The sequence below is a fragment of the uncultured Subdoligranulum sp. genome (assembly GCF_937890665.1).
In genome coordinates this window covers 1-20,022 of sequence record NZ_CALADU010000326.1, presented here as the reverse complement: position 1 = coordinate 20,022, position 20,022 = coordinate 1, and the positions used below count along the sequence as shown (strand labels likewise).

21 protein-coding genes and 1 pseudogene are annotated in these 20,022 nt (G+C 56.7%); 11 read left to right on the top strand and 11 right to left on the bottom strand.

Features of this window, described 5'->3' with window-relative positions:
- Positions 1-13: 13 nt before the first annotated feature.
- On the top strand, positions 14-142 hold the full coding sequence (locus tag Q0526_RS18680) for an OadG-related small transporter subunit (protein WP_298737057.1): 129 nt from the start codon (positions 14-16) through the stop codon (positions 140-142).
- A gap of 68 nt (positions 143-210) precedes the next feature.
- Here Q0526_RS18680 and Q0526_RS18675 read toward each other — a convergent pair whose 3' ends face one another.
- The 3 genes from Q0526_RS18675 to Q0526_RS18665 form a co-directional block, all read right to left on the bottom strand.
- Complete coding sequence (locus Q0526_RS18675; RefSeq protein WP_298737054.1) at positions 211-1,065, bottom strand: DegV family protein; 855 nt, start codon at positions 1,063-1,065, stop codon at positions 211-213.
- 40 nt (positions 1,066-1,105) lie between these two features.
- Positions 1,106-2,470: a DNA recombination protein RmuC gene (gene rmuC / locus Q0526_RS18670; RefSeq protein WP_298737052.1), complete on the bottom strand. Its 1,365-nt coding sequence runs from the start codon at positions 2,468-2,470 to the stop codon at positions 1,106-1,108.
- 105 nt (positions 2,471-2,575) lie between these two features.
- Complete coding sequence (locus Q0526_RS18665) at positions 2,576-2,962, bottom strand: DUF3592 domain-containing protein (RefSeq protein ID WP_298737049.1); 387 nt, start codon at positions 2,960-2,962, stop codon at positions 2,576-2,578.
- Between the two features lie 233 nt (positions 2,963-3,195).
- On the opposite strand from Q0526_RS18665, the gene Q0526_RS18660 reads away from it, so the two are divergent.
- Entirely contained in the window at positions 3,196-3,513 is a 318-nt protein-coding gene (locus Q0526_RS18660; RefSeq protein WP_298737046.1) for a YerC/YecD family TrpR-related protein, read from the top strand.
- A gap of 12 nt (positions 3,514-3,525) precedes the next feature.
- Positions 3,526-4,575 (top strand): aldose epimerase family protein, encoded by a 1,050-nt coding sequence (locus Q0526_RS18655; RefSeq protein ID WP_298737043.1) that lies wholly within the window; start codon positions 3,526-3,528, stop codon positions 4,573-4,575.
- A gap of 40 nt (positions 4,576-4,615) precedes the next feature.
- On the opposite strand, the gene glgB is transcribed toward Q0526_RS18655, so the two are convergent.
- The 5 genes from glgB to Q0526_RS18630 all read right to left on the bottom strand — a co-directional run bounded on the left by glgB (position 4,616) and on the right by Q0526_RS18630 (position 10,096).
- On the bottom strand, positions 4,616-6,397 hold the full coding sequence (gene glgB / locus Q0526_RS18650) for a 1,4-alpha-glucan branching protein GlgB (RefSeq protein ID WP_298737040.1): 1,782 nt from the start codon (positions 6,395-6,397) through the stop codon (positions 4,616-4,618).
- Between the two features lie 108 nt (positions 6,398-6,505).
- Positions 6,506-7,867, bottom strand: a complete 1,362-nt coding sequence (gene mgtE / locus Q0526_RS18645; RefSeq protein ID WP_298737037.1) for a magnesium transporter — start codon at positions 7,865-7,867, stop codon at positions 6,506-6,508.
- Between the two features lie 358 nt (positions 7,868-8,225).
- The gene (locus Q0526_RS18640) at positions 8,226-8,807 is read right to left on the bottom strand and encodes a hypothetical protein (RefSeq protein WP_298737035.1); all 582 of its coding nucleotides are present in this window, start codon (positions 8,805-8,807) and stop codon (positions 8,226-8,228) included.
- Positions 8,808-8,918: 111 nt separating this feature from the next.
- Positions 8,919-9,431, bottom strand: coding sequence for a PTS glucose transporter subunit IIA (locus tag Q0526_RS18635; RefSeq protein ID WP_298737033.1), 513 nt, complete (start codon positions 9,429-9,431; stop codon positions 8,919-8,921).
- Positions 9,432-9,529: 98 nt separating this feature from the next.
- On the bottom strand, positions 9,530-10,096 hold the full coding sequence (locus tag Q0526_RS18630; protein WP_298737029.1) for a TetR/AcrR family transcriptional regulator: 567 nt from the start codon (positions 10,094-10,096) through the stop codon (positions 9,530-9,532).
- A 233-nt stretch (positions 10,097-10,329) separates the two neighbouring features.
- Here Q0526_RS18630 and Q0526_RS18625 point away from each other — a divergent pair, with 233 nt between their 5' ends.
- A complete protein-coding gene (locus tag Q0526_RS18625) occupies positions 10,330-11,103 on the top strand; it encodes an HD domain-containing protein (RefSeq protein WP_298737026.1) in 774 nt (257 codons plus the stop codon).
- Between the two features lie 74 nt (positions 11,104-11,177).
- Here Q0526_RS18625 and Q0526_RS18620 read toward each other — a convergent pair.
- A pseudogene (locus Q0526_RS18620) lies at positions 11,178-12,551 on the bottom strand (sodium-dependent transporter).
- A 113-nt stretch (positions 12,552-12,664) separates the two neighbouring features.
- On the opposite strand from Q0526_RS18620, the gene Q0526_RS18615 reads away from it, so the two are divergent.
- A complete protein-coding gene (locus Q0526_RS18615) occupies positions 12,665-13,717 on the top strand; it encodes an aminotransferase class I/II-fold pyridoxal phosphate-dependent enzyme (RefSeq protein WP_298737024.1) in 1,053 nt (350 codons plus the stop codon).
- A 54-nt stretch (positions 13,718-13,771) separates the two neighbouring features.
- Here Q0526_RS18615 and Q0526_RS18610 read toward each other — a convergent pair whose 3' ends face one another.
- Positions 13,772-15,223, bottom strand: coding sequence for a sugar transferase (locus tag Q0526_RS18610; protein ID WP_298737021.1), 1,452 nt, complete (start codon positions 15,221-15,223; stop codon positions 13,772-13,774).
- Between the two features lie 268 nt (positions 15,224-15,491).
- Between Q0526_RS18610 and Q0526_RS18605 the strand changes: the two genes are divergently transcribed.
- The 4 genes from Q0526_RS18605 (at position 15,492) to Q0526_RS18590 (ending at position 18,098) form a co-directional block, all read left to right on the top strand.
- Positions 15,492-15,941, top strand: coding sequence for an Lrp/AsnC family transcriptional regulator (locus Q0526_RS18605; RefSeq protein ID WP_298737019.1), 450 nt, complete (start codon positions 15,492-15,494; stop codon positions 15,939-15,941).
- Positions 15,942-16,186: 245 nt separating this feature from the next.
- Positions 16,187-16,558: a GntR family transcriptional regulator gene (locus Q0526_RS18600; RefSeq protein ID WP_298737017.1), complete on the top strand. Its 372-nt coding sequence runs from the start codon at positions 16,187-16,189 to the stop codon at positions 16,556-16,558.
- Between the two features lie 2 nt (positions 16,559-16,560).
- A complete protein-coding gene (locus tag Q0526_RS18595) occupies positions 16,561-17,421 on the top strand; it encodes an ABC transporter ATP-binding protein (protein WP_298737014.1) in 861 nt (286 codons plus the stop codon).
- Positions 17,418-18,098 (top strand): ABC-2 transporter permease, encoded by a 681-nt coding sequence (locus Q0526_RS18590; RefSeq protein ID WP_298737011.1) that lies wholly within the window; start codon positions 17,418-17,420, stop codon positions 18,096-18,098. The genes Q0526_RS18595 and Q0526_RS18590 overlap by 4 nt, the downstream gene beginning before the upstream one ends.
- A 61-nt stretch (positions 18,099-18,159) precedes the next feature.
- Here the strand turns inward: Q0526_RS18590 and Q0526_RS18585 are convergent, their stop codons facing one another.
- A complete protein-coding gene (locus tag Q0526_RS18585; RefSeq protein ID WP_298737008.1) occupies positions 18,160-19,113 on the bottom strand; it encodes an AEC family transporter in 954 nt (317 codons plus the stop codon).
- A 251-nt stretch (positions 19,114-19,364) separates the two neighbouring features.
- Here Q0526_RS18585 and rpsF point away from each other — a divergent pair, with 251 nt between their 5' ends.
- Both rpsF and Q0526_RS18575 read left to right on the top strand, forming a co-directional pair.
- Positions 19,365-19,649 carry a 30S ribosomal protein S6 gene (gene rpsF, locus Q0526_RS18580; protein WP_298737006.1) on the top strand — a complete coding sequence of 95 codons (285 nt, stop codon included), beginning with the start codon at positions 19,365-19,367 and terminating at the stop codon, positions 19,647-19,649.
- Positions 19,650-19,661: 12 nt separating this feature from the next.
- The coding region (locus Q0526_RS18575) for a single-stranded DNA-binding protein (RefSeq protein ID WP_298737004.1) at positions 19,662-20,022 on the top strand (361 nt) is incomplete at its 3' end.

Below are 20,022 nucleotides of genomic sequence, written 5' to 3'. Positions count from 1 at the left end.
GGAGGAACCCCCTATGAATTTAGCCTCGTTGACTACCACCCTGCCGATGCTGCTCGTCGGCATGTTGGGCATTTTTCTCGTGATCGGTGTCATCATTCTGGCCGTCACCCTTTTGAACAAGCTCACCCACAAAGATTCCTGATGGATCGACAAACGGCCCCTGCCGCAGCTGCGGCAGGGGCCGTTTTCTATGCTAAACTATGGAAGATATTAAGCCTCGGCGGTTTCCTTCGTCACAAAGACCACGCCGGCGGCACGGGGCCCCACGTGGGTGCCGATGGTGGCACCGATCTGACAGGTACGCACCCCGCTGAGTTTGAGGTTCTGGGTCAGGTAGTGATGGACCGGGCCCGCCACCTGCTTTTCGTCACTGTAAAGTACCGTGCAGGGATAGTTGGTATCGATGCCGCCCAGCTCATCCAACTGTTTGAACATTGCCACCAGCGCACCGGGACGGCCGCGGCCTTTGCCCGCCAGCTTAACCACGCTGTCATACAGGGCGATCACCGGTTTGATGCCCAATGCACCGCCCACAATGGCGACGGCTGCCGGGATCCGGCCACCCTTTTGCAGATGCTTGAGGCTGTCCACCACAGCCACGATACGAACCCGCTTTTTAAAGCGCTCCAGCACGTCCACGATCTGTTCGGCAGACAAGCCCATATCCCGCAGACGAAGGGCCTCCCGCACGATCAGGGCTTCGCCCTGCGTAGCGGTCTCGGAATCCACCACATAGATGGGGGTATCCACATCTGCGGCCGCCAGCGTAGCGCACTGGAAGGTGCCGGACAGTTTCTGGGCTACCGTAATGACGATGGCTTCATCCCCGGCCAGTTCCGCCTCGGTGTAGGCATCCATAAATGCCGCCGGGCTGGGCTGGCTGGTGCGGGGCAGCTTGCTGTCGCTGGCCAGACGCTGGAAAAATTCATCCTTGGTCATACGGCCATCATCCTCCACCGAGGAACCATCCTCAAAGGTGACGGACATCGGCACAACATAGACGCCGGGCTGGGCCAGCTCCTGTGCGGTCAGGTCGGCAGCGGAATCGGTGATGATACGAATCATAAGTTCTCCCTCTCCTATCGTGATAAAGTCAGATACCGGGTTACGATTGAGTTCTTTCCTGCAAGCCCAGCAGATCGGCAGCCGAATCCGGGTCCAACTGCTGTACAGCTTCCAGTTTGCGGGTGATAGCCCGGCTGCGGGGTCCGATCAGTTCCTCCAGATCCGAGCCGGTTTGATTCAGGTGGCGCTGCATCTGCTGCAGCCCCGCCCCGAACTTTTCAAATTCTGTCTTGACAGCACCCAAAATCGTCCACACTTCGCCGGAACGCTTTTGGATGGCCAAGGTGCGGAAGCCCATCTGCAACGCATTGAGCAGCGCCGCCATGGTGGACGGCCCTGCTACCGTGATCTGATAGTCCCGCTGCAGCGTTTCGGTCACGCCGCTGGAAACCACCTCGGCATACAATCCCTCGAAAGGCAGGAACAGAATGCCGAAACTGGTGGTGTAAGGCACTTCGATGTATTTGTCATGAATGTCTTTGGCTTCCTGCCGCAGCACACTGTACAGCGCTTTGCGCATGGCATTGGTCGCTGCCGCATCGCCGCGCTGCTGGGCTGCCTGCAGATGGGCATACGTATCGCCGGGAAATTTGGCATCGATGGGCAGCCAGACCGTGCCCCCCTGCCCCGGCAGCTTGACCGCAAATTCCACGCGGTTGGTGCTGCCCGGCACCGTGACCACATTTTGTTCGTACTGGCCGGGTGCAAGGATCTGTTCCAAAATTGCCCCCAACTGTACTTCGCCCAAAATGCCCCGGGTCTTGACCCCCGACAGCACCTGCTTCAAACTGCCCACATCGGCGGCCAGATTCTGCATCTCGCCCAGCCCTTTATAGACCTGTTCCAGTTGGACGCTGACCGTGCGGAAGGAGTCGTTGATTCGCTTTTGCAGGGTATCCTGCAATTTTTCCTCCACGGTACCGCGAATCTCATCCAGTTTTTTGTTATTGTCGGCCCGAATGACGTTGAGCCCCTGTACCAGCGCACCTCGTACACCGTCCAGCCGGGCGGCGTTGGAGTCCTCCAGATTTTTCAAGCGGTTTTCCAGCATCGTCAACTGGGCCAGCAGTGCGTCGTTGGCCGCTTTCTGCCGGGCAGCGCCGGCCCGGTCAATGGACTCCAGCCGGGTGGTGCTGGCCGCCGCATTCTGCCGCTGGCTTTCCGCCAGCACCGAGGAAAAGTCCCGCAGGCTGGCCGTGGTGGTGCGGGCGGTTTCGCCCTGCATGGCACGGAGCTGCTCCGACAAGAGGTCGGTTTCCTCCTGCAAAACCGGCGTCATGGCCCGCACAAAATCTTCCGCCGTATCCCCTTTGGGCCGGGTACGGCCGCTGCGAACCAGCAACACCGCCAGCAGCACATCCCCTAACAGCGCCAAGACCAACAAAACATACAAAATCCAATCCATTTATTGATCCTTCCGGCTGTCACGGGCCCAGTATAGCACATCCGACAGCCTGATACCAAGTACAAGTGTTCAATCTTTTAGTCGATTTTTCGTGGTTTTTCCATTCTATTGCAGCAACAGCAGCCCAATGCCCAGTAAAGCCATGCCCGCAGCCAGCTGCTCGGTGCCCCAGCTCTTGCGTTCCAGCACCGTGCTATTGGGGTTGTACCAGACCTGCACGATTTTTCCCTGCTTTTCTTCATGGCTGAACCAGAAAGAGTCGTTGGTTTCCAGTTCCAGCCGCTGCCCTTCCACGTAGATCTCTACCAGATAGCGGTAGCCGCCCGCCCCTGCCCGGGGATTGGTACGGCTGGGCTTGCGGCACGCCAAGACCCGTCCCGGCAGCAGGGTCGCCCCCCGCACCGTGCGATATTTTTCCCACACCGTAGCACCGGCCAGCACCAAAAACAGAACGCCCAGCACCCGGTAAATAATCATCAGTTGAATCGGCATAACGGTTGTTTCCTTTCCACCCTGCACTTTGTAATATAGGATATATCATACCGTGGTTTGTCCAAAGGTGCAAGGGGGGTCAGCGGCAAATATCCCATAGAGGGGACTACCAAAAAGACAGCGGGTGCTTTCCCTGTTTAAAGTATTGACTAATTTGGGCACATTTGCTAGAATGAACTTAACAACGCTCCAATCTTGGAACATTTTGAACAAAAACACAAAAGGAGGCGCCTATGCGCCCAGAAACACCCAACCAAACACCGCGCAACACCGCCCTGTATGAGGCGATCTTGCGCCTGCATTCTTTGGACGAATGCATCCGCTTTTTTGATGATCTGTGTGCCGTGACCGAGCTGCGCACGCTGGAACAGCGCTATGCCGTGGCCGGCTGCCTGCTGCAAGGCAAGGTATACAGCGAGATCCGGCGGGAGACCGGTGCGTCCAGTGCCACGGTCAGCCGGGTGAACCGCATGCTGAACTACGGCACCGGTAGTGTGGCCGCCAGCGTACGGGAAGATTTGGCCCGGCAGAAGCCGGACGACGAAGGCTAAGGAGGAAGTGCCATGTCCGTTTCCATCACCGAATTCGGCAAAACCACGGCGGGGATTCCCATTCAGCTAGCCGTTTTGAAGAACGACCAGTTGGAAGTCCATCTGTTGACCTATGCGGCTGTCATCCACAAGATCCTTGTTCCCGACCGCAAGGGCAATATGGTGGACGTGGTGTTGGGGTACCCCACCGCCGCCGACTATGAACTGAACACCGACAGCATGGGGGCGGCCGTGGGCCGTTTTGCCAACCGCATTGGCGGCGCCCAGTTCCCGCTGTACGAAGAGATCGTCCATGTGACGGCCAATCAGAAAGGCAACTGCCTGCACAGCGGTCTGCATGGTTTCAGCCACACGGTCTTTGAGGTGGAACCCACCCCCGGCGAGACCGACAGCGTGACGATGACCGCCCGCAGCCCCGACGGTACCGACGGGTTCCCGGGCAATCTGGATCTGGAGATCCAGTACAAGCTGGTTCGGAACGGGCTGATGATCCAGTATACCGCCACCACCGATGCGCCCACGGTCTGCAACATGACCAACCACAGCTATTTCAACCTCAACGGCCATGCCAGCGGCACAGCACTGGGGCACCGGGTCAGCATCGACGCCGACGCCTATCTGGAGGCAGACGACACCAGCGTGCCCACCGGCCGCAAGCTGGCAGTGGCGGGCACCCCCATGGACTTTACCGAAGAGAAGACACTGGGGTTGGACATCGAGGCCGATTATCCGGCCCTGAAACAGGCCAGCGGCTATGACCAGTGCTACATCATCCGGGACACCGGCCTGCGGCACGCCGCTTGGGCCACCGGCCCGCAGACCGGCATCCGCATGGAGGTGTTGACCACTCTGCCCGGCATGCACCTTTACACCGCCAATTTCTTGGCGCCGGTCACCGACGGCAAAGAGGGCGCCCACTACCAAAAGCGCGATGCCGTCTGCTTCGAGACCGAGGAGTTCCCCGACGCGCCCAACCATCCCGAGTTCCCGAATACGACGGTGCTGCCCGATACGCCGTATAGCTCTACTACCATCTATCGTTTCGATCTGGCACCGCAATAACAGACAAAACCGCCTGCCCAAAAGGGCAGGCGGTTTCTTGTTATCGGTGGGGTTCCAAGCGATAGAGTTTTCCACTGTTGGGAGGCATCGTCACTGCGAAGGGCTTTCCGGCTTGCACGGTCACCCCACGGCGCCGGGCCGGTTTTTGTGTGGTGCCGCCCCAGCACTGCCAGTCGGTATCCAGCAGCAGGGTCAGCTTTCCTGCCGGCAGGTCCAACGCGTAGTGCTGCCGCACTTCGGTACCAAAGTTGAATACCGCCAGCACGGCGCTTTCTCGGCCTTCCCGCAGGATGGCACAGACATTCCACGCCCCATGATCACAGTCCACCCACCGGAAAGCGGCGGGATCATATTCCCGCGACCAGAAGGCCTCGTTGTCCAAATAGGCCTGCTGCAGCGCTCGGCGAAAATACAAGAATCCGTCGTGGTTGGGATAACGCAGCAGCATCCAATCCTGTTCTCGGTTTTCGTCCCATTCCCGCAGTTGGGCAAACTCGTTGCCCATAAAGTCCAATTTTTTGCCGGGATGGATGGCCATATATAGGTAAAGCGCCCGGGCCTGCGGGAACTTGCCCTCGTAGTCGCCGTACATTTTCTGGGCGATGGTGGCTTTGCCGTGTACGTTTTCGTCGTGGCTGAAGGGCAGGATATAATGCTCGTTCCAAGCGTAGACCATCGAGAAGGTCAGCCGGCCCAGATGTTCCTTCCGCTCCTCGCTGCTCTTTCGGAAGTAGTCCAGCGTGTCGTTCATCCAGCCCAGATCCCACTTGTAGTCAAAACCCAGCCCGCCGTATTCCACCGGTGCCGTCACCTTGGGATAGTTGCTGGAGTCCTCGGCGATCAGCACCGCCGTGGGGTGGCGCTGCTGCAGTCCTTGGTTCATTCCTTTCAAAAATTCCAGTGTGGACCCGTTGACGCCCCGGGCCGGGTCCCCCTGCCAGTAAATCAGGCGGGAAACCGCATCCATCCGCAGGCCGTCGGCATGAAACACCCGCAGCCAGTAGTCGGCACAGGACTGCAAAAAGCATCGGATCTCGCCCCGGGAATGCATAAAGTTGCAGCTGCCCCACTCGCTTTGCCCCACAGCCGCCGCCGGATATTCATAGAGCGGCGTACCGTCAAACTCTTTCAAGCCGTACCCGTCCACCGCAAAGTGGACCGGCACGAAATCCAAGATCACACCGATCCCCTGCCGATGACAGGCATTGATGAACTGAGCCAGTTGTGCCGGCGTGCCATACCGGCTCGTGGGGGCATAAAAACCCGTAACCTGATACCCCCAACTGCCATCAAAGGGATGCTCGGCCAGCGGCATCAGCTCAATGTGGGTAAATCCGTTTTCCTTACAGTAGGCCGGAAGTTCATCGGCCAGTTCGGCGTAGGTGTACCAACTGCCGTCCGGTTTACGCTTCCAACTGCCCGCATGTACTTCATAAATGGCCATCGGCCGGTCGAATCCCTTGGTGCGGGAAGCCATCCAGTCCTCATCGGTAAATGCTGGCATCTCCTCGGTGATGATGCTGCGTCCATCGGGGCGCAGTGTCATGGCAAAGCCGTAGGGATCACAGTGGGCTACCGTCCAGCCATTCGCACCCGTAATCAGGTATTGATAGGCCATGCCGGGCAGCGCGCCGGGTACTTCTGCTTCCCAGATGGCCGAACGGGTCTGGTTCAGATCGACCGTACCGAAAGGACCTTCCACCTGAATGCGCCGGGCCGCCGGCGCCCACACGGCAAAGCGCGTACCGCCGTCATAGGGATGGGCCCCAAAAAAGGTATAGGCGTCAAACGCATGACCGGTATAAAAATCCTGTAACTCCATGACAAGCCCCTCCTGCGGCTTTGTAAGTAAGACATCTGTTCAAGTATAAAAATTGTACCATACCCGTGGGTATGGTACAAGCACATTTTTAAACACGTTGTCTAAACTTCAAATTTTCAGGACGACCTTGGCAATGTTGAAATAAACCAGCAACGTGGTAGTATCCACGATGGTGGTAATCAGCGGCGAAGCCATTACCGCCGGGTCAATTTTCAGTTTTTCGGCCACCACCGGCAGAACGCCGCCGATGAGCTGGGAAAGCAGCACAGTACAGGTCAGGGTCAGGCAGACCACCAAGGCTACCGGCGCCGAGACCCGATCAAACAGCAGCAATTTGCCAAAATTGCACACCGACAGGGTCAAACCACAGAGCAGCGCCACCCGGCATTCCCGCCAGAGGATGCGGGGCAGATCATGGGGAGCGATGTCCCCCACCGCCATACCGCGAATGATGGTGGATGTACTTTGGCTGCCCGCATTGCCGCCGGCGTCGGTAAGCATGGGAATGTAGGCGGTGAGCACCGTGACAGCCGCCAAGGCGCTCTCATACCCACGGATGACCATGCTGGAGAAGGTGGCACTGATCATCAAAAAGATCAGCCACGGTGCACGGCTCTTGTAAAGGTCCCACATGGATTGCTTGAAGTAGGGTTTGTCAGAGGGGCCCACGGCGTTCATCTTGGCAAAGTCTTCGCTAGCCTCATCTTGCAGGATCGAGATGGCGTCGTCAATGGTGACGATACCCACCAACCGCTTCTCGGCATCCACGACCGGAATGGCCAAAAAGCCGTATTTTTCAAACAGGTGCGAGACATCCTCCTGATCGGTGGTGGTAGACACACTGACCACGTTTCCGTCCATCAATTCCCGGATGGTACGCTCGGCATCCTTCTCCAACACCAGCGCCCGCAGCGACACAACACCGATCAGCGTGCGGTCTTTATCGGTCACATAGCAGTTGTTGATCGTTTCCTTATCAATACCGTTGGCCCGGATGGACTCCATGGCCTGCGTCACCGTCATTTCGGGACGCAGCTCCATAAATTCGGTGGTCATCACGCCGCCGGCGGAATCTTCCGGATACTGGAGCAGTTCGTTGATCATGCGGCGGGTCGCGGGGTCAGCCTGCGCCAAAATCCGTTTGACAACGCTGGCGGGCATCTCCTCGACCAGATCCGTCGCATCATCGACGAACAACTCATCCACCACGGCCTTGAGTTCGGTATCCGTCAAGCCGTCGATCAAGTTCTGCTGGGTCTCGGGGGTCAATTCGGCAAAAATTTCCGCAGCCAAATCCTTGGGGCACAACCGGAACAGCACCGGCAATTTTTCCGGCGGCAGGTCCTCAAATACGGCGGCCAGATCGGGTGCGGGCAGAGTTTCCATTACATCACGCAGGCTCTGGTACTTTTTGGCGTCGTCCAGATTGGCCAGCATGGTTTTCAGCGTCATGATTGCAGTATCAGACATAAAAAGCTGCCTCCTTTTCGGCGGCAGCTCATTCCATTCTTATGCAGGGCAATGCAAAGCATAGCCCAACCCTGCGCAGTTATCGCGCACGGCAAGGCTTGCCCCAATACAACAACGGGATGGCTGCCATAAAAATACATCGGTACACAGGACTAGGACTACTGGGCGTATCCATGGCAACCACCTCACTTTTCGTTACATTGTAATTGGGGTATCCATACCCGCTTTTACTTTACCACCTGCAAGCGGGGTTCGTCAACCCCCAAATCCTACATTTTTACACAAAAAAATCCCGTGCCAAAACGCGGCACGGGTAGGCATCCCTTCCCTAGGGAAGGGCCCCAGCACAAGGGATTTTTTACATGACCAGCTCGCGGAAGTAGGTGGTGTTCACGCTCTTGTCCTGCTCGGCCAACTTAGCAATACAGGCATCCAACGTATGGGCCACGTCATCCAGACTGCGCCATTCGGCGGCCTGCGGCTTGACTTCCCGCTCCAGCCAAGGGGCAATCTCGGTATGGGAACAAGCCCCCTCGATCAGATAGGCCCCGGCGCGGGCCGGCTGGGTTTGGGGCACATACTGTTCCGCGCTGCCCAAGGTGGTCAATACAAACTGGCCTTTGCGATTCCGGCCACCCACCAGCAGGCGCACCCCCACCGGCTGCACCCGTACCGACGGCGCCTTTTGGCAGAGTACCTTAACGATTTTTTCCAGCGTAAGATATTGGGTGTCGTATTCGTCCAGCGCATTGATGATCTGAACCGCAGCCAAGGTATCCCCGGCAAACCCCACCAGCACGTTTCGATTGATTTTGCGTACCTTGGGTACGTCCTCGCTGATGACGTTGGGCTGCGAACCGGAGATCGGCTCCTCCACCATACGGCCATCACTGACCATGGCACAGAAGGCTTCCCCGCAGACGGCTAAAATTGCACTCATAAGGCAACATCCTTTTTTGTTGAACTTGGGGCGCAGGCTGCAGCCCCGCCGCCCTGTATTGTACCATACAAAGAGGGCGCACCGCAAGGTGCGCCCTCCCGATAAGGTTCCTTACTTGCTGATCTTGAGCAGATCGGCACCCGGCTCCACAGCGCCGGAAGCTACCAACTCCACGTCCTTGAAGTCGTCGGTGTTGGTGACAACGGTGATGACCACCGCCGGATGGTTGGCCGCCGCGATCTTGGCAAGGTCCATCTCCAGCAGAAGCTGACCCTTCTTGATCTTATCGCCTTCCTTGACTTTGGGGCTGAAGCCGTCGCCCTTCATCTCGACGGTATCCACGCCTACATGGATGAGCACTTCAACGCCGCCGACGCCCTGAATGCCCAGTGCATGGCCGCTGTCCGGTGCCTGCGTGATGGTGCCGTCGATGGGCGCAAAGACCTTGCCCTCGGACGGGTCGATACCGCAGCATTTGCCCAAAATGCCCTGTGCAAACACTTCGTCGGGGATCTGTTCCATCGGAACAACGGTGCCTTTGGCGTCAGCCGCCAGCGCCATCGGGAACGAGGGGGCTGCCGGAGTCGGTTCCGGCGTCTTTTTCAAAAAGTCAAAAAATCCCATGATGTACAACTCTCCTTTTATCAGACCCGCGGCGCGGGCGCATAGTACCTATTCATTATAACGCGGCCGCAGGCAGAAAGCAACGATAAATTCCCCACTTACAAAAGATCTTTCACTGCGCGGATGGCCTGCCAAGTGACCGCCGCCATCTCTTCCGGTGCTGGTTGGTAGCCTTGCGCCTGCCACGCCGCAATGCTGCCGAAGCACCCGTTGACCGCAAAGGCCAACAAAAACTGCTGCCGAGGCGTTCCGCCGTCCGGCACCAACTGTCCCAAACAGCGCTTGGCAATCATTTCCTTGGCGCTGCGGGTAAACTCTGACTCCCACGTTTTGCCGTACAGGGCACGGCAAACATCCGGGTTTTCATTCAAATAGGTAAAGAGCGCGACCAGTGCCGGCGGGACATCGTCCTGCGAGATATTGGGTACCAACGCATCCATCAGCTCACACAGGTGATCTAGCTGGGCAGCCTCCATCTGTTCCATCAAGGCATAAATATCCGCGTAATGGAAGTAGAAGGTCCCGCGGCTGATCCCGGCCAGTTCTGTCAACTCCCGAACCGTGATCTCCCGCAGATCCTTGTGCTGCAGCAGGCTAATCAAGGCTTGATACAACCGTTGTTTGGTCATGCGCACACTGCGATTGGCATCGCCTTTGGCGTTCATCGCATGCACCACCTTTCCAAGGGAACTTCCGGGCAGGGTTTTTATACATAAAGCATAGCGTTTTTGGGCAAAAATGTCAAGTTTTTTGCATCAATAACAAGAATTATGTGCATGTTGTTGGATGTTTTCTGTATGTTTTGCAGTTTTGTCGATTCGTGGTACAATAAGAAGGAAAGGCGGCCAGCCTCTATGGCCGGACCGCCCGTTCGTTCTGCCAAAAGGAGGCTTTTGTCATGACCCTTGACCGCCGCCGGGCCCAGCAGGCGTTTGCCGATTATGCGGCCCATTACAATGCCGCGGACCCGAAGATCAAACTCAAGATCGACCATACGTATCGGGTGGCTGCCCTCTGCCACCGCATTGCCGTCAGTCTGGGGATGTCCCCTGCCGAGGTGGATCTGGCTTGGCTGTGCGGCTTGCTGCACGATGTAGGCCGCTTTGAACAGCTTCGTCAGTACGGTACCTTCAACGATGCCCAATCCATCGACCACGCCGCCATGAGCGCTAAGGTTCTGTTTGAGGAAGGGCACATCCGGGACTACTGCGACGAAGATACCGAAGATGCGCTGCTGCGCACCGCCGTGGCATGGCACAGCGCCTATCGTCTGCCCGAAGATTTGGACCCGCGTACGCTGCAGTTCTGTCAGATCCTGCGGGACGCCGACAAGGTGGACATTCTGCGGGTCAATGTAGAGGTTCCCATGGAGGAGATTTACAACGTCACCACACAGGCACTGCGGCAAAGTCCCGTCAGCCCTGCTGTACTGCAGGCATTCTATGAGCACCATTGTGTGCTGCGCTCCTTAAAACAATACCCCGCCGACAACGCAGTGGGGCACGCCTCACTGGTTTTTGAGCTGTGCTATGCCGAAAGCTTGCGTGCTGTGAAGGAACAGGGATGGCTGTGGAAGCTGCTGAATTTTCCCAGCGACAATGCGGATACAGCCGCCGCCTTTGCAGCCATGCGGGAAGAGATGACCCGTTGGTTGCAACAAAAGCTGGCGTGAGTACCCTCCCCCATGACAGCATAGAAAAAGCAGCCGCCCAAAAAGGGCGGCTGCTTTTTGATTTTTGGATCGGATCAGATCAAGCCCTGCACCAAAATCACCACAATAAGGATGGGCAGCACAAACTGGAAGTAGGGCTTGAACATCCGGGGCATTTTCAGGCCGGAACCGGTGTTGCACTCTTCCATATATTTGTCATAGCCCCGGCCCCAACGGCTGACGCAGAACAGCAGGTAGATCAAACTGCCGATGGGCAGCAGCAGATTCGAGACAAGGAAATCTTCGATGTCGAGGATCTGACCGCCGGCCGGCGCATTGGGCAGCGGCAGCGAGAAGTACCACAGGTTGTAGCCCAGCACGCAGGGCACACTGGCCACCAGAATAAAGATGCAGCAGAGCAGCGTGGCCTTCTTCCGGGTCCACCCAAAGCAGTCGATGCAGCTAGCCATGATGTTCTCAAAGACTGCCAGAACCGTGGTGAAGCTGGCAAAGGTCATAAACAGGAAGAACAGCGCGCCCCAGACCCGGCCGCCGACCATGTTGACGAAGACGCGGGGCAAGGTCTGGAAGATCAGCGACGGACCGGCATCGGGCTCCACACCGAAGGCAAAGCAGGCCGGGAAGATGATCAGACCCGACATCAGCGCCACAAAGGTATCCAGCGCACAGATGCGGACGGCTTCGCCGGGGAGGGTGTGCTCTTTGGTCATGTAGCTGCCGAAGATCTCCATAGCCGCAATGCCAAGGCTCAGCGTGAAGAAGGACTGGTTCATCGCCGCCGTAATCACGTTGCCCAGACCCACCTCGGATGCCCGCTGAATATCAGGCAGCAGGTAGAAAGCAAGACCTTCCTTGCCGCCTTCCAGCATAATGCTGTTGACGGCCAGCACCACAATCAAAACCAACAGGGCCAGCATCATCCATTTGGAAATGCGCTCCAGACCCTTTTGCAGTCCGAAAGAGCAGACCAAAAAACCGCCCAGTGTAATGATCACCATAAAGGTGCCCATCTCGACAGGGTTGGCCAGCATGGCGCTGAACACCCCGTCCACGGCGGTGTTTTCTATCCCCTCAAAGGCACCGGTGGCGAACTTATAAAAATAGTCCAACATCCAGCCGGCCACCGTGGTATAGTACATCATCAGCAAGCAGCAGCCGATGACACAGAACCAACCGTGAATATGCCATTTGCTGTCCTTGGGTTCCAGCGCCTTATAGCCCAGCACCGCACTCTGACGGCTGGCGCGGCCCACTGCCAATTCCATCGTCAGCACCGGCACGCCCATGATCACGAGGAACAGCAGATAGAACAGTACGAAGATGCCGCCGTTGGCACCGGCCATTCAGGGGAATTTCCAGACATTGCCGATACCGATGGCACAGCCGGCACTGACCAGAATAAATCCTAGGCGGGAGGCAAAACGCTCCCGCGGTTTTTGGGAATCCATAGACTTCCTTCCTTTCTCACACAAGTACGAAACATTATATCGCATTTTGACTGTCATTGCAAGGCGTGCTATAATACGAAAAAGCCCATAGAAAAGAAAAGGAGATAGCAATCATGCTTCGTTTTGAATGTGACTATGGGGAGGGCGCCGCCCAACCCGTTTTGGACCTGCTGCAAAAGACCAATCTGGAGCAGACCCCCGGCTACGGCGAGGATGCCTACTGTGCCGCGGCCGCGGATCAAATTCGGAAGCTGTGTGATGCCCCCGACGCCGACGTACACTTTTTTGTAGGCGCCACGCAGGCCAACCTGACGGTGATCGATGCTGCGCTGAAGCCCTGGCAGGGTGTGCTGTGTGCCGAAACCGGACACATCCATGTTCATGAGACCGGCTCCATCGAAGCTACCGGCCACAAGTGTTTGGCGCTGCCCGCCGCCGCCGGCAAAATCACGGCGCAGCAGATCCGTGCCGCCGTGGAAGCCCACCGGGCCAACCCCAGCCATGAACACGAGGTTCAGCCCGGGATGGTGTATCTGTCCAACCCCACCGAGGTGGGCACCCTCTATTCTAAGGAAGAGCTGACCGACATTTCTGCCGCCTGCTACGAACTGGGACTCTATCTGTTCGTGGACGGCGCCCGGATGGCCTACGGCCTGATGAGCCCCCAGAATGACCTGAGTCTGCAAGATTACGCCGCATTGTGCGACGTCTTCTATCTGGGCGGCACCAAGTGCGGGGCGCTCTTCGGGGAAGCGGTGGTCATCCCCAATGAGGATCTGAAGGTCGATTTCCGCTATGCCATCAAGCAGCACGGCGGTATGTTGGCCAAAGGCCGTCTGCTGGGGCTGCAATTCTTGGCCCTGCTGGACGGCGAAGATGGCAGCGGCAGCAGTCCTTATTTTGCCATGGCGGCCGAAGCGGACAAACAAGCGCTGGAGATTCGGGACGCCTTTACAGCCAAAGGCATCGGCCTGCTGCACGACTCCCCCACCAACCAGCAATTCTTTGTACTGCCCGATGCTTGGTATGAAGCGCTGAGCAGCCAATACGCCATGAGCGACATGGGCAAACCGGACCCGCAGCACACAGCGGTGCGGATCTGCACCAGTTGGGCTACCCGCCCCGAAGCGGTGGCGCAGTTGATTACCGACGTGCAAAAGCTGTAAAACACAACAACCCCGGAGGCAGCCGCCTCCGGGGTTGTTCTTTGTATGCAGGGGTTACCGGGCGCCCCGCCCAGCGAACACCACCACAATGGTTTTGAGCAAGATTTTGACATCGTTCCACAGCGACCAGTTATCGATGTAGCGGACGTCCAGCTTGACCACTTCTTCAAAGTTTTCGATATTGCTGCGGCCGCTGATCTGCCACAGTCCGGTGATGCCGGGTTTCATACTCAGCCGCCGTTTATGGTGGCTTTCGTACTGTTTGTACTCATCCACCGTGGGCGGGCGCGTGCCCACCAGCGACATGTTGCCCCGCAGCACATCAAAGAACTGGGGCAGTTCATCGATGCTGGTACGCCGGATAAACCGTCCCACCTTCGTGATCCGCGGGTCGTCCTCGATCTTGAACATCAGCCCTTCCATCTCGTTGCGGGCCATCAATTCCTTTTTCCGCGCCTCGGCATCCACATACATGCTGCGCAGTTTATGGATATAGAAATACCGTCCGTTCAGCCCCACTCGCTTCTGCTTGAAAATCAGCGGGCCTGGGCTTTCTAATTTTAGCGGAATGGCTACCACGGCGATGATGGGGATGCTGATGAGGCATCCTACCAATGCCCCCACAATATCCATGGCCCGCTTGAGCATCATATCCCGCAGCTCCAGCTCGATGGTGCCCATGGTAACGATATTGCCCCCGGCGCAGCGGCCCAGTTCCCGGCTTAGGCGGGCTGCACTGGTTTCGTCGCAGCAAACTTCCTCGATACGGTCCAGCATGGTCAGACGGAAATGCACCGTCAGGCCCATGCTTTCCATCTCTTCCAGATAAGGAATGAAGGATTCCCCGCTGTCCATAGGGATATCCACATAGATCTCGTCCAACGCAGCCCGGCGGATCCAGTCCATAAAGCCGTCGAAACCGGCCCGGACATCCACCCCTTCAAAGGTCTGGCCCACCAGTTCCGGATCGGCGTCCAGCAGCACCACGCCACACACACGCTTGGACCAGTCCTCCCGCAGCGCATGAATCACCGCCGGGGCGTGGTCTACGGTGGAGAGAATCCCTACCAAACTTTCCATGCCACTGCGGTTCTGGGAATGCAGCAGATACCGTTTGAGCAGGCTATGGGTCAGCGGCATCATCAGCGCGTTGACCATGGGGACCGCCACCGCAAAGTAACGGGAATCCAACATCTCCGCTTTGGCCAACAGCATCAAAGCCGAATAGACCGCCGCCATCAATACATTGAACCGAATGGAAAGGCTGATTTCTCGGCCGGGGCTTCGGGTGACAATATTCTCCTTTTGATTAAAGAAGAAGAACGTCATAATGAAAGCCACCACCACAAGGCAGAGGGTCTGGACCCAGTCGCTGTGGCTATATGGCACAATACGCCCCAACAATCCGTCCGTAATCAACCATGCCAGCAGCACGCTGATACACAGAGTGACCAGATCTAGGGCAAACACATACGCATATTGCAGCTTTTCGCGTTTGTTGATCATTCGCAGTTTCCTATTTCCCCCTCCGCATTCTATGGCATTTCTCTCTCGACGGAGGGTCCATTTTTCCTAGTATACCGATTCATTGTAGCATGTTCTCGTCTTTTTTTCAATCCTACGACATGGCAGGCGCCTTTTTTCCCTCTGTTTTCCTTTGGTTTTATTTTCTTTTGTGGGACGCTTTACGTATTCTTTCATTTGTGGTACAATGCTTTCGATTCTAAAGTTTTTCCGCTGTTTGTACACAGCGTATCCAGCAGGGGGCCGTAGTATGGATCACATCGACCGCAAAATTATTGACATATTACAAAAAAATGCCAGAGCTCCGCTGAAGGAGATCGCCGATCAGGTATTTCTGTCCAGCCCGGCGGTTTCGGCCCGCATCGCCCGTTTGGAAGGCGCCGGTATCCTTTCGGGGTATCAGGCACAGGTGAACGCCCCCAAAGTGGGCTATATGGTCAAAGCCTTTATCAATCTGGATATGGATCCCCAGCGCAAACCGGAATTTTACCCTTATATTCAACAATGCCCGCAGGTGGTGGAATGCAACTGCGTTACCGGGGATTATAGTATGCTCATTGAAGTGCTGTTCGGCACCACGCAGGAGCTGGACCAGTTCATCAATCATCTGCAACAGTTTGGCCGCACCCACACCCAGATCGTATTTTCCACCCCGGTGGAGCACCGCGGCGTGCCGGTGGCCGAGCCGGAAGAGGAATGAATGCGCGTGTCTTCCCTATAATATAATAAAGAGGCGCCTCATCCCAAGGGCACACGCCGCCCCCTTTTGCAGGAGCTTGGCTATCCTTTGGAACGCTGTACGTCGGCACAAATTTTATGCTCCCTATATCGTTTTCCCGTCTTTTGCAAGGCGGGATTTTTTTGTTGTTCCCTATTGACAGCTGTGTATATTGCGTATATACTGTAAATATCGAATATGTACAGTTCGATGCAAAGGAGCGCTTCATGGAAATTTATCTGTCCAATTCCGGTCAGGAGCCGATCTACGCGCAGATCACGCGGCAGATCAAGGAACAAATCCTGTCCGGCCAACTACATGCCGGGGACGCTTTGCCCAGCATCCGCCTTTTGGCCAAGGAGCTGCGCATCAGCGTCATCACCACCAAACGTGCCTACGAGGATCTGGAATCAGCCGGTTTCATCTTTACCCAACCGGGGCGCGGCAGCTTTGTCGCCGCCCAGAATCCCGCGTTGGTACGTGAAGAGCATCTAAAGAAAGTCGAAAACTGCCTGCAGGGCGCGGTGGATGCCGCACGGCTGGGCGGCATCGGCTACGAGGAAGTATGCGAGACGTTACGCCTTTTATGGGAGGGCTAAACATGGCAAACGAAGCTGCCATTTTGCACGGGGTGCAAAAGCAATACAAAGATTTTACGCTGGGGCCCATTGACCTGACCATCCCCACCGGTACTATCGTAGGGTTGGTGGGGGAAAACGGCGCCGGCAAAACCACCACCCTCAGGCTGCTGTGCGGGGTGAATCCGGCAGACAGCGGCGAGATCACCCTGCTGGGCAGCCAGCCGTCCGACCCGGCGGTTCGGGCACGGTTGGGTGTGGTGTTTGAGGATGCCTATTTTTACGGTGGGTTGAACGCCGAGCAGATCGGGAAAAGCATGGCCGGAATTTTCGGCACGCGCTGGGACAGCGGGCAATACAGCGCCCTGCTGCAACGGTTTGGACTGGATCTTCACAAAAAGATTTCGGAATACAGCCGCGGTATGCGGATGAAGCTGAGTTTGGCCACCGCGCTGGCCCACCATCCCGACCTGCTGGTGCTGGACGAGGCCACCGCCGGGCTGGACCCGGTAGTGCGCAGCGAGATCCTAGATCTCTTTTTGGAGTTCATTCAGGATGAGGGGCATACCCTCCTGATGAGCAGCCACATCACCAGCGATCTGGAGCAGGTCGCCGATTCCATTGCCTACCTGCACCATGGACAGCTCCTCTTCCACGAGGAAAAAGATATCCTTTTGCAGGAATATGGTCTGCTGCGATGCAGCCGCGCAATGCTGGACCAACTGCCCGCAGGCACTGTGATCCACACGGTGGAAAACGCGTTTGGCTGCGAAAGTCTGGTCAAGGAGCGGGAAACGGTGCGGCGGCTGTTACCCGACGCGATCTGTGATCCGGCTGCCATCGATGACATCATGCGCTTTTACAGCGGGAGGGATGAACAATGAGAGGCTTGCTTTACAAAGACTGGACGATCATTTTTCGAGGCTACAAGAGCAATTTTCTGTTTCTTCTGTTGTTTTACGGTGGCTTCACCGCTCTGTGCCGGGTCAGTTTTTTGAGTTACGCGCTGGTCTTCGTGCTGGGAATGTATGCTTCCTCCACCATCAGCATGGATGAAAACAGCCATTGGGACGCCTATGCCCGCACACTGCCTGTTTCTCCCCGCCAACTGGTATCCGCCAAATACCTGCTCACCTTACTACTGACGGCGGCCAGCATCCCGCTGGGCTTTCTGCTGATTTTGCTGATCCCCGATCCGAAACCCTCACTGCTGGAAACCACCAGCGGTATGGTTTCCGCTGCTGCCGTCACCCTGCTGTATCTCTCCTTTGTCATGCCCCTGTCCTATCGTTTTGGTGCCGCCAAAGCCCGCAGCTGGGTTTCCATCACGATCTTCGTTGTGTTCTTTGGTCCTGTGGCCTTCTTGGCCCTGATGAAGGATAACGAGAACAATCCCGGGATACAGGCGCTGCACGCGCTGGACCATGTGGTCGAAAATGCCATGTTAACGGAGCAGCAGTTTGTCTTTCTGGTTCTGGCCGTGTTGCTGGGCATTACGCTGGTCTGTTTCCTCCTTAGTTGGGTCATCAGCATCCGCATCTACGCCAAAAAGAGCTATTAAGAAGAAAAGCGGAGTCCCCTCCGAAGGGGGACTCCGCTTTTTCTGCAACAAACAAGGGAAATCACAGCCAACCGCCGCCGTGCAGAATAAAGATCCAGCCGGTAAGAGTCAACGCCGAGAGCAGCGTGGTAGCCGCAATCGCACTGGCGGTCAAAACGCCCTCGTGCCCCATATTCTTGGCCATAACGTAGGAACTGGGGGTGGTGGGGCTGCCCAGCATGATGAGCAGTGCGATCAGTTCCTTTTCCCGGAAGCCCAGCGCCAAGGCGCAAGGGATAAAGATGGCCGACAACCCTACCGTTTTGATCAGTGCCGCCACCAGCGTGGGACCGGCCTTTTTCAGCGCCTTGGTTCCCTCAAAACTGGCGCCGATGGAGAGCAGGGCCAGCGGCGTGGTCAGCGAGGCCAGACTGTTCAAGGTCTTGTCGGCAATGGTGGGCAGTTCCACCGGCAGCAAGCTGAACACCGTTCCGGCCAGAATGCCCAACAGGATCGGGTTGGTCACCACGCCCCGCAAAAGCTGGCCCGGTTTGGGAGCCGCATGCTGCCCCTGCGGGGATTCGACCATCAGGATCAACACCGCGAAGATATTGAAAAGCGGCACACTGCCCAGAATCATCAGCGGGGCCATACCGGCGTCACCGTAAATGTTCTGGATAAAGGCCACCCCCAGCACCGCCGCGCTGCTGCGGTAGGACGCCTGCACAAACTCACCGATGATGGACTTATCCCGCACCAGAAGCCGGGCCAGTCCCCAAATCACCAAAATACTGATCAGCGTTGCCCCAAAGCAAAACAGCACAAACTTGGGCTGGAAGTCGTGGACCATATCCACATCCGCCATATCGAGAAAGAGCATCACCGGCAGGGTGATTTTAAAGGTCAGCTTATCCGACGCCTTGCAAAACGCCTTGGGCAAAAAGCCCCATCTGCCCAAGATGCCGCCGGCCACCATGACCAAAAAAACCGGCAGCGTGGCATCCAAGCTGAAAATCAAATTCTCCAAACCGTTCATTCCGTATCCCCTCACACACAAAACGGGCCTTGTACGGCCCTGTCGATTTATGGTATCATGGAATCACGGATTTTTCAACTGCCTGCCGTTTATCGGCACTTTTTGTACATTTATCGTGGAAAAATCCGGTGCAAGGCCTTGACAAACTGTGGAGGGCTTGCTATAATTAGTTGCTGTGCCAAAACGGCACAGTTTATCCTTGCCCTTTGCGTGGGCAAAGGGCCATACGTCCAAAAGGAGGTGCACAGAATATGGCTAAGTACGAAACCATGATGGTTACCACCGCTACCCTGGATGAGGAGGCTTCCACCGCTCTGGTGAACAAGTTCAAGAACCTCATCGCCGCGAATGGTACGATCGATTCTGTTGATGATTGGGGCAAGAAGCGTCTCGCCTATCCCATCAACGATGAGACCGAGGGTGTGTACACGGTGATCAAGTTCACCAGCGAGCCCGATTTCCCGGCTGAGCTGGACCGTATCTACAAGATCACGGAAGGCGTTCTTCGCAGCATGATCATTGCTGAAGAGGAGTAAGAGGTACCAAAAATGCTGAATGTTGTTGCAATTATGGGCCGCCTTGCGCGGGACCCGGAACTTCGCCAAACCACGACCGGCAAAAGCGTTGCATCCTTTACCATTGCGTGTGACCGCAACGGCAAACGCGATGCCAACGGCCAGAGTCAGGCCGACTGGATCCCCGTGACTGCGTGGGACCGCACGGCGGAATTTGTGTGCAAGTATTTCCAGAAAGGTTCGCTGATCGTCGTGGACGGTCGTTTGCAGAGCCGCTCCTATCAGGACAAAAACGGAAATAACCGCACCGCGATTGAGATCGTGGCCAACAACGTCAACTTTGCGGGACCCAAGTCCTCCAACGCCGCACCCAGCATGGGCGGCGCCAACTACG

Coding starts and splice junctions, on each gene's coding strand:
- Q0526_RS18680 (WP_298737057.1), top strand. CDS start 14: ATGAATTTAGCCTCGTTGACTACCACCCTGCCGATGCTGCTCGTCGGC.
- Q0526_RS18675 (WP_298737054.1), bottom strand. CDS start 1,065: ATGATTCGTATCATCACCGATTCCGCTGCCGACCTGACCGCACAGGAG.
- rmuC (WP_298737052.1), bottom strand. CDS start 2,470: ATGGATTGGATTTTGTATGTTTTGTTGGTCTTGGCGCTGTTAGGGGAT.
- Q0526_RS18665 (WP_298737049.1), bottom strand. CDS start 2,962: ATGCCGATTCAACTGATGATTATTTACCGGGTGCTGGGCGTTCTGTTT.
- Q0526_RS18660 (WP_298737046.1), top strand. CDS start 3,196: ATGCGCCCAGAAACACCCAACCAAACACCGCGCAACACCGCCCTGTAT.
- Q0526_RS18655 (WP_298737043.1), top strand. CDS start 3,526: ATGTCCGTTTCCATCACCGAATTCGGCAAAACCACGGCGGGGATTCCC.
- glgB (WP_298737040.1), bottom strand. CDS start 6,397: ATGGAGTTACAGGATTTTTATACCGGTCATGCGTTTGACGCCTATACC.
- mgtE (WP_298737037.1), bottom strand. CDS start 7,867: ATGTCTGATACTGCAATCATGACGCTGAAAACCATGCTGGCCAATCTG.
- Q0526_RS18640 (WP_298737035.1), bottom strand. CDS start 8,807: ATGAGTGCAATTTTAGCCGTCTGCGGGGAAGCCTTCTGTGCCATGGTC.
- Q0526_RS18635 (WP_298737033.1), bottom strand. CDS start 9,431: ATGGGATTTTTTGACTTTTTGAAAAAGACGCCGGAACCGACTCCGGCA.
- Q0526_RS18630 (WP_298737029.1), bottom strand. CDS start 10,096: ATGAACGCCAAAGGCGATGCCAATCGCAGTGTGCGCATGACCAAACAA.
- Q0526_RS18625 (WP_298737026.1), top strand. CDS start 10,330: ATGACCCTTGACCGCCGCCGGGCCCAGCAGGCGTTTGCCGATTATGCG.
- Q0526_RS18615 (WP_298737024.1), top strand. CDS start 12,665: ATGCTTCGTTTTGAATGTGACTATGGGGAGGGCGCCGCCCAACCCGTT.
- Q0526_RS18610 (WP_298737021.1), bottom strand. CDS start 15,223: ATGATCAACAAACGCGAAAAGCTGCAATATGCGTATGTGTTTGCCCTA.
- Q0526_RS18605 (WP_298737019.1), top strand. CDS start 15,492: ATGGATCACATCGACCGCAAAATTATTGACATATTACAAAAAAATGCC.
- Q0526_RS18600 (WP_298737017.1), top strand. CDS start 16,187: ATGGAAATTTATCTGTCCAATTCCGGTCAGGAGCCGATCTACGCGCAG.
- Q0526_RS18595 (WP_298737014.1), top strand. CDS start 16,561: ATGGCAAACGAAGCTGCCATTTTGCACGGGGTGCAAAAGCAATACAAA.
- Q0526_RS18590 (WP_298737011.1), top strand. CDS start 17,418: ATGAGAGGCTTGCTTTACAAAGACTGGACGATCATTTTTCGAGGCTAC.
- Q0526_RS18585 (WP_298737008.1), bottom strand. CDS start 19,113: ATGAACGGTTTGGAGAATTTGATTTTCAGCTTGGATGCCACGCTGCCG.
- rpsF (WP_298737006.1), top strand. CDS start 19,365: ATGGCTAAGTACGAAACCATGATGGTTACCACCGCTACCCTGGATGAG.